Here is an 11,246-nt window from a genome sequence, read left to right as displayed (position 1 = left end):
ATAATAATACTTAAGTAAGTTTTACAAACTTATTGAGCAGCTTTTAAAAGTCCAAAAATTTCAACTTATTTTTTAATCACCCTAATATCACAAGGGATGTATGCTTTTCAAGAGCGTATCTCCACAAGCAGCTTGCAGCATCTTGCTAAGCTTTTCTCCAAGCATTTGCAAAAATCTGTCTGCACAAGCAGGCTCAAATAATAGCAGAAAAAGAATAGAAGGATGGCTTAACTTAGGGTCATTGTCCCCACTTTAGGCGAGAGCGGCAATGACACAAAGTTTTCAAAAGATTACTTTTGCTTTTTCGTTTGAAGATCAATTCTCAACCAAAGGCTGACCTGCCTCTGGTTGGAATGACTGTTCGGCTTTATTTAAAATCACTCTGAAATTACAAACTCATATTGCTCTTCTATAAGCCCATTACTAGTTTCAGTACTTACTGTAATATATCTTGGCTCACTGCTTGCCTCAATATTATAGGGGTAGAATCTAATGCTAGAAACACCATTCGAATCACTGGCTGAATAATTCTTAAAATAAAGATTATTGTCCATGGTGATAGTATCGTTATAAGTAAAGCTAACATTATGCCCCTGTGTAACTTTCCCATTGTCTTTTGTCAGTTTTACTGATATTTCTAAGAAATCAACACCATCATTTAGTACTTTAACTTTATTACTATTGATCTCCATAGCTTCAGGATAGCTCTTCTTTGGACGCACGAGTCTATTGGTGATGTAGAGCTCAGGAATTTGAATGTTTAGATTAAAATTTTCTGTTGAGGTGCTGGCTTTTAAAATAGCAATGAACTCAATGGAATCGGAACCGGAGCGAAAAGCTGTTTCCGTTACATATTCTGACTTCTCATTTTCAAAAAACACGCCCTGACTGGCTTTAAATTTTACCGTTCTGAATTCCTCATTGGCTTCTCTTGGCATGATCACCGCTATCCGTAATGAGTCTTTTCCATCCGCAATAAAATCTGCATCATTATAAACTACTTTAATTCCAGTTTTATAATAATTCTCTCCTCCAAATTCCTCTAAATCGATACAACTAGTGAATATGATTAATATGAATAAATACTTTTTCATGGCTAATTATTTAAATCCTAAAGTTCCTGCTATACCCCCAAATAAATCCTTAATATCTAAATCTATTGTGATTGAGGTCTGATAAACAAATTGAAGCGTTTTCAAATCATGAGATATGTATTGCTTGTTATGTTCATAAAGTAAAACAGCCCCATTCGACCATTTAATTTTATCATTAAGCTGATAAGCTATGCCCAAAATAAGGTTATTGCTTCCAACCAAATCACTGCTTACTCTATCGATTGCCAGAGAGTTTAAAGTAAGTCCCATTTGCAAGGAAAATCTATAGGGGCTATAAAGTTTGTAGAAATTAACTGGTACATCTTTATTCTGTGGAAATGGGAAAAAGTTCACTACAAAATTTAAGCTTGGTTTTACAAGGGATTGCTCCCCATCATTAAAAAAGACAGCCGTTACACCAAAATCAGGAGAAATAGTGCTTTTTGCCCTTTTTTTGAAGTCGTCCGAAATTGTCGTAAAATAAATATCAATCGGCTCATCCAATGCTAAATTTAATCTATAGCCTCGGTTCGACTTTAATAAGCCTACAGGTATTAAATATCCTACTTTTTCCCCTTTCTCATTTTTCTTTTCCTTTATATCCACTGCATCTATCTTCAATACATATTGCGCTACTCTGGTGTCATATAAATATGCAGTAAAAGCACCCACATCTTTACTCATTGGGTAAAATATATACACATTGCGATCATAAGGAACTGATTTTTCAGCTTCATTGATAGCGCCATTCACGTCAATAATGACTGGCGGTAAAAACAATTGCTTTCTTGTTTCCTTTTCCGAAGGTTCTTGATAAGCTTTATTCCTCAAATTAGATTCCGACTTGGTGTAAGGGCTAATGTTCTTTTGCTCCTGGGAATAACTCTCAAAACAGCATACTACTGAAATCAAAAGTATTAAGACGCTGCCGAAGCGAAAACAATTAAATACTGGATGTTTTTTCATGGTCAGTTTTGGTTAAAGATTTACTACTAAAATTTTCATACTAAAAGTAGAACTAAAAAATAGCATCGGCAATACCTATTATTAGGTAATTAGTTACAAAATACTAAATACAAGCTCTATGGGCTTACAAATGAATCCCACATTCCACCTTAGCATTGCCAGTCCAGCGTCCTTCTCGGCCGCTTCCTTTTTCCGTACAATGCGTACAACCGATGGAGCTATAGCCTTTTGCTACTAATTTGTGGCTGGGCAGTTCGTGTATGAAAAAATAGGCATGTACCTCCTCTGGAGTCATATCCAATAGCGGATAGACCTTTAAAATATCCTCCTTTTGATCGAAAAAAGTCAGGTTCTTGCGGTTTTCGTTCTGGTATTTGAACAAGCCCGACAACCATATTTTATGCGATTCACGCAATTTTGCTAAAGGCTCTACCTTATTAATAAAGCAGCATAAATCCTGATTGTGCTGATAAGTATAATTTTCTTCCGTAAAGCGATGCTTATTTTTGGGAGCGCCTATGGTTTTCACATTTAAGCCCAGCTGTGCCTGCAGTTTATCCTTATAGGCTTTGGTTTCCTCAAAATGATAGCCTGTATCCAAAAAATAAATGGGGTGATTTGGGCTTATTTTATGAATCAAATGCAAAAGCAAAGCAGATGAACTCCCAAAAGAGGAAGTCATCAGAATCTCCTCTTCAGCAAAATGATCGAAAACCCATCGCACCCTATCTTCTATGGAATAGTTTTCAAAATCAACTTGCGAAAATCCCTTGATACTGTCCATATCAATTTTCCTTTTTATGATGTACAAAAGAGGCGGTGATCTCATTCAACACCTCCATTTTCTTTTCAAAATCACCTTTTAAGCCTTTTCGGATTGTGGCCAGATTTTGTAGAATATCATCTGTATGATCGGGCAGCACTTCCTCTAATATTGCCCTTAGTCTTTTGGCAAAGGTGGGCGATTTCCCATTGGTGGAAATCCCGATTTTCAGATTGCCTTTTTTGACCGTGCTGCCCAAATAAAAATCACAGAGCTCGGGCGTATCGGCCACATTAACCAAAATTCCTTTTGCCTTGGCATCACGATAAATTTGCTGGTTCACCTCATAAAAATTAGTGGCGCCTATCACCAAATTAATGCCTTCCAAATCGCTTGGATCATATTCCTTTTCCACCAGCTCAATGGTGGAGCGAACCGCTGCTATCTCCCTGATCTCTTGCCTGATTTCTGGCGCCACTATTTTCACATTGGCTTCATGATCATTTTTCAATAAAGCCCCCAGTTTCTCCCAGCCCACATATCCTCCACCTATAACCAGCGTTTGAATTTTATCCAGCTTTAGAAAAACAGGGAATAAATGGTTTTCTTCAGATCTGTGTGACATGCTGCTGTAAACTTTTAATTGTGGTGAAATCATTTTGCTGTACTACCGATTCCCCTACTAAGATGATCCCAGGGGAAGCCACTTTTTGCTCGCTAATGGTCTGTGCTAAGTGCCCTACCGTTGTCCGGTACACTTTCGCATTAGCCAATGAACCATTGGAGACAATGGCTGCAGGCAGATCCGCTTTATCTTGCAATGCATAAGCCGTGCTGATGGCCGGAGCTTTTCTTAAACCCATGAGAAAAACGGCTGTAGCAGTAGTTTCGGCTACCTTAGCCACATCCTGCGATAATTCCCCGCTTTTGGTGGTAGCCGTCACCACCCAAAAGCTTTCATTCACGCCCCTTGTGGTTAAAGGCAAGCTGTACATTCCGGCTAAATTAATGCTGGAGATGCCGGGCACCACCTGAGTGTTAATCCCGAAACTTTCGGCATAATCAATTTCCTCTTTTCCTCTTGCGAAAATAAAAGGATCTCCTCCTTTCAATCTCACTACATGCCCATGACTAAACACATGCTCAATAATCAACTCATTGATTTCTTCCTGTTTATAGCTGTGTTTACCAGCTCGCTTTCCGACATAAATTTTTAATGCTTTTGATGGAGCATAATTTAATAATTCGGGATGCACCAAAGCATCATTTAATACCACATCTGCTTGTGCCAATGTTTTGATTCCTTTCACACTGATCAGATCCGGATCTCCCGGACCTGCTCCCACTAGACTTAATTTCTTTTCCATGATTATGCTTTATAAAAATGATTGATGACTGTTTTTTCTGTTGATGCTATGCCTCTCAAACTCTTGGCTTCTTCCAAAAATTGATGGGCAGATTTTAGATAGTGCTGTACAAATTCCTCGCTTGGCTTTTGTAATTTTATCTGGTAAACCAAATCGGCAAAGGAGCTTTCTAGCTTCACTTTTTCGGTCTCCACAAAATGCACATCAAAATCTGCTATGATGCCTGCTTGCGTATTGCACTGCACATCTTCCGCCAGCAATAGCGCTTTAGCCGTGGTGACAAGAACATTATAGCTATTGTACAATGCATGCTCTAGCTGATCTTCCTGCAATTGTTCGTAAGCATTCACCAATTTTTCCTCAGCTTCTTTGAAAATGGTGCTGACCAAATCAAAACTGGCTCCGGCACATTCGCCCAAGCCTATTTCGGGCGTGAATTCTTGATCTCTGTTCCAGTCGATATAGTCCTCATCTTTGATATCAGTCAGATCACCCAAATGCTTTAGCAAATCGTAGAAGTACTTCTTCTCTTTCGTTCTGAAATAATCTGGATAAAAAGCACCCTTAGCATTAGCTTCATAATCATTTAGCAAAATCCTAAAGGCTTCCGGAATTCTTTTGGTCGGCAGTTTGATGACCTTTTCTGCAGCCAAGCCAGTCCCATCTGCACGCAATCCACCGCCCAAAACCACTTGCATGGCGGGCACTACTTTTCCCTTGTTTTTGATGGAACTTCCATGAAGACCAATACCGGCAATCATGTGTTGACCACAAGCATTCATACATCCGCTGATCTTGGTATCGATCAGTTTGCTATGCGCCAGATGTGGGAATTCCTGCAATAAGAATTTTTCCAAAACATCCGCCAAAGCGGTACTGTTGGTCACACCCAGATTACAAGTATCCGTTCCCGGGCAAGCCGTGATATCCGCAAAGCTTTCTGCTCCGGATTGATTTAAGCCCAGTTCACCTAATTTTTCGAATAAAACCGGCAAGGCATTTTTTCGGACAAAGCGAATGACCAAGCCCTGGTATACACTGATGACCAAATCACCGCCAACATATTCATCAATGATATCGGCTAATTTTTTGGCAGTCTCATGATCGATATCGCCCAAAGGCGCTTTTACCAACACCCCAAAGTAACCTTGCTGCTTTTGCTCAAAAACATTGGAATCCAACCATTGCTGGTAGGCCCATTGATCTTGCACATCATAGCTAGAATAGATTTTTTGAGGCTTAGCTTCCTTTACTTTTGAAGGTTTTAAATCCAATGGCTTAGGATGTAAAACTTTCTCTTCCTCCTCTACCAATCTCCTGAATTCATCCAATCCAATCTTCTTGATAAGGAATTTCAAACGGGCCTTCATTCTTTTCTCACGCTCACCAAATCGATCAAAAACTCTTAATGCTGCTTCCAGGAAGGTGATCAATCTATTTTCAGGAAGAAATTCAAAGAACTCTTGAGCCAGAATAGTTTGTGCGCCTAATCCGCCTCCCACTAAAACCCGAAATCCTTTTTCTTCTTCTTTTCCATTTTTTCTCAGAACCGGGATAAATCCAAAATCATGGATGAAAGCAAAAGCCGTATCCTTCTCACTGGATGAAAAAGCAATCTTAATTTTTCTACCCATTTCCTGGCAAATCGGGTTTCTAAGGAAAAACCGGAAGACCGCATCCAGATAAGGCGTGACATCAAAGGGCTCATGCGGATCAATGCCTGCCTTATGACTGGCGGTGATGTTCCGAACCGTATTTCCACAAGCTTCTCTGGCGGTTAAACCGGAAGCTTCCAAAGCTGTCCAAATGGCTGGTGAATCATCCAGTTTCACATAATGAAATTGGATGTTTTGCCTTGTAGTCAAATGTAAATTTCCTGTTGCATATTGATTCGATAGATCAGCCACCACTCGCAATTGATCAGTTGTGATTCTACCTGCAGGAATTTTCAATCGGAACATCTGCACGCCCTGTTGTCTTTGTCCGTAAACCCCACGCGTTAATCGGTAGGCTTTAAATTTCTCTTCATCAATTTGCCCGGATCGGAAGAGTTCAATTTTATTTTTAAGCTCAGCTATGTCTTTTTTTGCTGGCTTCGGTAATGCTAAATTTTCAGTTACTTGTGTCATAATTTTAATTTTTTGGGTAAAAAAAATGCCTCTTGCGGATTTATCTGCAAGAGGCACTATAATTTGGGTATAGCGATATCATGCAGCATCCGGAGGAGCCTTGCAACACATCATAAAACAGATCTTATTTTCTATTCTTAATTCCATTATTTTGAAGCTTTTAGTGCTTGTTCAATATCTTCAATTATATCATTCACATTTTCCAAACCGACCGATAAGCGGATTAAGCCATCTGCAATTCCTACCCTATGCCTTTCCTCCTCGCTTAGTTTGCTGTGAGTGGTCGTGGCAGGATGCGTCACAATGGATCGGGTATCCCCTAAGTTGGAAGTAACCGAAAGCATACTCAGGTTATTCACAAATTTGCTACATCGTTCGCCTCCTCCTTTGACTATAAAAGTGAGAATACCGCCTCCTTTAAGCATCTGTTTTTGGGCTAAATCAAACTGAGGGTGCGATTTCAAGAAGGGGTATTTCACGCTTTCCAATTCAGTATGTCCCTCCAAATATTCTGCAATTTTAAAGGCACTTTCGCAATGTCTGTCCATGCGCACAGCCAAGGTTTCCAGACTTCTGGATAGCACCCAGGCATTAAAAGGCGAAATGGCTGGGCCTGTGTGTCGACTGAAAAAGCGCACATCTTTAATCAATTCTTTGGAGCCGAGGATCAAGCCGCCTAAAACCCTTCCCTGTCCATCAATAAATTTGGTGGCGCTATGGGAAACAATATGCGCACCCCATTTGGCTGGCTGTTGTAAATAGGGAGTGGCAAAGCAGTTATCCACCACCAAAATCAAATTATGTGCTTCCGCCAATTTTCCTAGCCACTCCAAATCAATGATTTCCAAACCTGGATTGGAGGGTGTTTCCACAAAAATCATTTTGGTTTCAGGCTTAATCAGGCTCTCCCATTCATGCGTCCTGCTGATATCAGCATAAGTATGAGAGATTCCCCATTTCGGGAAAATCTGCGTCAATAATTGGTGGGTAGAACCAAATAATGATCTTGCCGCCAAAATATGATCGCCTTGCTGGAGCAGTGCTGCCATACTTCCAAACATAGCCGCCATTCCAGTTGCCGTGGCAAAACCATCCTCCAAGCCTTCTAAACGAGTCATTTTATCAATTAGCTCCGAACTATTAGGGTTAGAAAAACGGGAATAAATATTGCCTTCTTCCTCATCATTGAATAATGCTTTGGCTTGTTCTGCATTTTCAAAAGTGAATGATGAAGTTAGATAAAGCGGCACAGCATGTTCTCTGTTGCCACTTTGGGCAGCTTGGGTACGGATAGCCTGGGTTTCGAAATGTTGAGACATAAATATATTGATTATAGTTTTCCTGCTAGAGGAAATTAAATTTGACAAAAATTGAGTTGGATTAGCTTTATAGGTGCGTACGGGAATCGCAAGGATTACAATCCTGTACAAATTCTAGCTGTTCCCCAAAAGCTTAAATTGGAAATCAACAACAGCAGTTGCTACAACAGCAAATGCTAATTTGATTATTGGATTTAGAAATAGACATGTATTCCAATGATTGATCGTGTAAATCAATTTGGAGATTGTGCGAAATGTAAATTTTCAGTTTGTTCATTGTTTTACCGTTTTATATTTCCCTTCATTGGGCAGGAATTGGCACCTTTCCAAATTGCTTGGGGGTTGCCAGAGGGTCAACGAGCCTGTTCTCTCACCTCATCTATATAAATCGGTCGAAACCGATATGATGGCTCAAATATAGAAACTTGATTTTGACTTAACCAAATTTGGAGTACAATATTTTTACGGAAGCGCTGTTTTTATTTTTGTAAGTAATTAAAAAACAGCCTTCTAACATGCTGATGTAGCTATAATTACAGCACGAAATGGGGAAGTCACGCTAGTTGGGTAATCAAGGAAATACTTCAAAGTAGCTCGATTGGAAATTCATTTTTTCTATTTTTACAATTCCATAAATCGATCTATGCCATGGTATTCAAGTTAAAGAGCATTTTATGAGACATATATTTTTAAGCATTCTACTTTTTTTAATAGCTAACTTCTCATTTGGTCAAACATTACCTGAGAAAATTAGTGAAACTGATTTCACAATAGGTAAGATCGTTAGTATCAATTCAAAAATTTTGAATGAAAACAGAACCCTAAATATTTACCTACCTTCAAATTATGAAGCTGATAGTTCAAAAAAATATCCCGTGATTTACTTGCTGGATGGCTCTAGAGATGAAGATTTTATTCATATTTCAGGACTTGTTCAATTTGGATCTTTTCCCTGGATCAATATGATACCAGAATCCATAGTGGTCGGTATTGCAAATATTGATAGAAAAAGAGATTTCACATATCCTTCTGAAAATAAACTAGACCAAAAAGAATTCCCCACCTCTGGAAAATCGGGAAAATTCATAAGCTTTTTGGAAAAGGAACTTCAACCATTTATTGACTCAGTCTATCGGACAAAATCAAGTAAAACGATAATTGGACAATCTTTAGGGGGACTATTAGCCACTGAAATATTATTTGAAAAACCTGAACTTTTCGATAACTACATTATTGTCAGTCCGAGTTTATGGTGGGATAATGAAAATCTTTTGGAAAGAGATCCAAAATCCTACGGTTCCAAAAAATCAATCTATGTGGCAGTAGGAAAGGAAGGTGAAGTAATGGAACGTACTGCCAAAGAATTATTTGAAAAATTATTGAAAAACAAAAATCAGAACTCGCAGTTGTACTTCAATTTTTTAGAAGGCAAATCTCATGGTGATGCACTACACATTGCAGTATACAATGCGTTTGAAAAAATATTTGAATCGAAAAATGAGTAAAAAAAGGTACGGAATATTTTTTCAGAAGCATTGGCTGGCAACATGCTAATCAGCTACTTACAACACGAGCAGTGAAGCTCTGGCAGCCAAGGCATTCTCCTTACAAAAGGAAAAAGTTAAACAGCCGCAGCCGCCTGTAACAATAACCCACAAATATAAGCTGCATAAGTACCTAGCGCATACCCTAAAACTGCCAAAAGCACTCCAACCGGAGCTAGGCTGGGATGAAAAGCACCTGCAACTATTGGAGCTGAAGCCGCACCGCCAACATTAGCTTGACTCCCGACAGCCACAAAGAAATACGGTGCTTTGATGATTTTGGCTACTCCCAGTAAAACGATGACATGAACTGCCATCCAAATCAAACCTACCATAAAGAAACCAGGATTATCGAATATGGCGGTTACATCCATTAGCATTCCGATAGAAGCTACCAAAATATAAATCATAACGCTTCCCAGACGGGAAGCACCTACGCCTTCGAATTTTCGGGCTTTGGTAAATGATAGCCCTAAGCCAATGGTAGTGGCAATTACGACCAACCAAAAGAAAGAGGAAGTCAAACTGAATTTATCTAATTGAGGAGCTACTTCACCTATCCAAGGAGCAATGATATCAGCTCCGAAATGTGCTATACCCGTTGCTCCAAAGCCAATAGCTAAAACAGTCATTACTTCTGGCAGAGTTGGAATTTTCATAATAGAAGCCTGGTACTTTTCAATTCCGTTTTTCACCTCCTCTATGGAAGAAGCATCAGCTTTTAATCTTTTGTCAAGTTTTTTAGAAATTCCGACTCCATAAAGTAAAAATGCCATCCAGATATTGGCTACAATCACATCCACGGTGATCATGGTAGCGAATAAATCTTCACTGGCTCCGAAAGTTTCAAACATCGCGGCTTGATTGGCTCCTCCACCTATCCAACTTCCGGCTATGGTGGCCATTCCTCTCCAGACAGCATCAGGACCAACGCCCCCAACAATGTCAGGTGCAAAAGAAGAAACAATTAAAATGGACAGCGGGCCTCCAATGACAATCCCAACAGTACCTGCGAAAAACATAATGATGGCTTTCTTCCCCAATCTTCCAATGGCTTTTAAATCAATACTAATGGTCAATAACACTAAAGCACTGGGCAATAAATAGCGAGAAGACATATAGTAAAGATTGGATTCATCTCCTGAAATGATGCCAAATGTGTTAAATAAAGATGGAATGAAATAGCATAGTAAAACGGAGGGTACAAATCGGTAGAATTTCTGCCAGCCTGATTTTTTGCTAGAAGCGGTGATAAAAATGGCTGCCAATATTAACATTAACAGGCCTAAAACTACGGCATCATTGGTGATTAAAGGTTTCTCCATTATTTATAATGTTCTTTCAAAATTTCTACAAATTCACTTAAAATCATGGCAGTAGCACCCCAAACAACCTTTTCTTCTATATCAAAGAAAGGGGCTTTTAATCTAATTTCTTGGGCTACTGTCAGTTCTTTCTCCTGTAAAGTTTGGGGATGGATTAAATGCTGCACTTCAGCTTTAAAAATATGCTCAACTTCACGAGGGTCTTTAATAAATTCGGGCTTTCGATCTAAAATACTGACCACTGGCTTCACTATAAAATTACTAGCCGTTACATTTAAATCCGATAGGCTTCCAATGACTTGATTATCAGGAATTTTTACTCCAATTTCCTCAAAAGTTTCCCTGATAGCGGTTTCAATCAAATTATCATCAGAATCTTCCTTTTTACCTCCTGGCAGGCTTACTTGTCCTCCGTGAATGCCTTGATATGGTGGTCTTTGCATTAAAGGGAAGTAGATTTTACCTTCATCTGGGTAAAGCGCAATCATCACAGCTCCTTTTTTGGGTGGCTTGTCATATTGCATTTTAAAGCGCTGTCCGATGGGTTGCGCCATCATCTGTTGATGGGCATTATCTCCAGGCAGTTCTTGCGCTAATCGTGCTTCCAGATATTTTTTTAACTCCAGTATCATAGATTACAATCAACAATAATACAAAACTTAATTGAGGTGATTAAAAAAATCAGTGGAAAGCTAAAGTAAAAAAATCTAAGCCTGCATTTTTCCAAGTCCCAGCTTCT

The 11,246-nt window shown here is 39.2% G+C and carries 10 protein-coding genes and 1 riboswitch; of the genes, 1 reads left to right on the top strand and 9 read right to left on the bottom strand.

The annotated features are described in order from the left end of the window. Positions 1-377 precede the first annotated feature (377 nt). The 7 genes from FTRAC_RS14955 to FTRAC_RS14925 form a co-directional block, all read right to left on the bottom strand. Positions 378-1,094 carry a hypothetical protein gene (locus FTRAC_RS14955; protein ID WP_013455112.1) on the bottom strand — a complete coding sequence of 239 codons (717 nt, stop codon included), beginning with the start codon at positions 1,092-1,094 and terminating at the stop codon, positions 378-380. 6 nt (positions 1,095-1,100) lie between these two features. Continuing rightward, on the bottom strand, positions 1,101-2,060 hold the full coding sequence (locus FTRAC_RS14950) for a hypothetical protein (RefSeq protein ID WP_013455111.1): 960 nt from the start codon (positions 2,058-2,060) through the stop codon (positions 1,101-1,103). A 124-nt stretch (positions 2,061-2,184) separates the two neighbouring features. Next, positions 2,185-2,844 (bottom strand): phosphoadenylyl-sulfate reductase, encoded by a 660-nt coding sequence (locus FTRAC_RS14945; protein ID WP_013455110.1) that lies wholly within the window; start codon positions 2,842-2,844, stop codon positions 2,185-2,187. A gap of 1 nt (position 2,845) precedes the next feature. Next, the gene (locus FTRAC_RS14940) at positions 2,846-3,448 is read right to left on the bottom strand and encodes a precorrin-2 dehydrogenase/sirohydrochlorin ferrochelatase family protein (RefSeq protein ID WP_013455109.1); all 603 of its coding nucleotides are present in this window, start codon (positions 3,446-3,448) and stop codon (positions 2,846-2,848) included. Then, positions 3,432-4,190, bottom strand: a complete 759-nt coding sequence (gene cobA / locus FTRAC_RS14935; RefSeq protein WP_013455108.1) for a uroporphyrinogen-III C-methyltransferase — start codon at positions 4,188-4,190, stop codon at positions 3,432-3,434. The genes FTRAC_RS14940 and cobA overlap by 17 nt, the downstream gene beginning before the upstream one ends. Before the next feature lie 2 nt (positions 4,191-4,192). Next, positions 4,193-6,319 (bottom strand): HEPN domain-containing protein, encoded by a 2,127-nt coding sequence (locus FTRAC_RS14930; RefSeq protein ID WP_013455107.1) that lies wholly within the window; start codon positions 6,317-6,319, stop codon positions 4,193-4,195. A 146-nt stretch (positions 6,320-6,465) separates the two neighbouring features. After that, positions 6,466-7,638: a trans-sulfuration enzyme family protein gene (locus FTRAC_RS14925; protein WP_013455106.1), complete on the bottom strand. Its 1,173-nt coding sequence runs from the start codon at positions 7,636-7,638 to the stop codon at positions 6,466-6,468. Positions 7,639-7,924: 286 nt separating this feature from the next. Next, positions 7,925-8,028, bottom strand: a riboswitch (SAM riboswitch). A gap of 284 nt (positions 8,029-8,312) precedes the next feature. Between FTRAC_RS14925 and FTRAC_RS14920 the strand changes: the two genes are divergently transcribed. Continuing rightward, positions 8,313-9,143: an alpha/beta hydrolase gene (locus FTRAC_RS14920; RefSeq protein WP_013455105.1), complete on the top strand. Its 831-nt coding sequence runs from the start codon at positions 8,313-8,315 to the stop codon at positions 9,141-9,143. 116 nt (positions 9,144-9,259) lie between these two features. Here the strand turns inward: FTRAC_RS14920 and FTRAC_RS14915 are convergent, their stop codons facing one another. Beyond that, positions 9,260-10,507, bottom strand: a complete 1,248-nt coding sequence (locus tag FTRAC_RS14915; RefSeq protein WP_013455104.1) for a DUF819 family protein — start codon at positions 10,505-10,507, stop codon at positions 9,260-9,262. Further along, positions 10,507-11,139, bottom strand: a complete 633-nt coding sequence (locus FTRAC_RS14910; protein ID WP_013455103.1) for an NUDIX hydrolase — start codon at positions 11,137-11,139, stop codon at positions 10,507-10,509. Before FTRAC_RS14910 ends, FTRAC_RS14915 begins: the two co-directional genes overlap by 1 nt. Positions 11,140-11,246 lie beyond the last annotated feature (107 nt).

It is taken from the genome of Marivirga tractuosa DSM 4126 (assembly GCF_000183425.1).
Taxonomy (GTDB): Bacteria; Bacteroidota; Bacteroidia; order Cytophagales; family Cyclobacteriaceae; genus Marivirga; species Marivirga tractuosa.
Note: the sequence above shows the minus strand (reverse complement) of the source record. Positions and strands in the feature narration are given on the sequence as shown.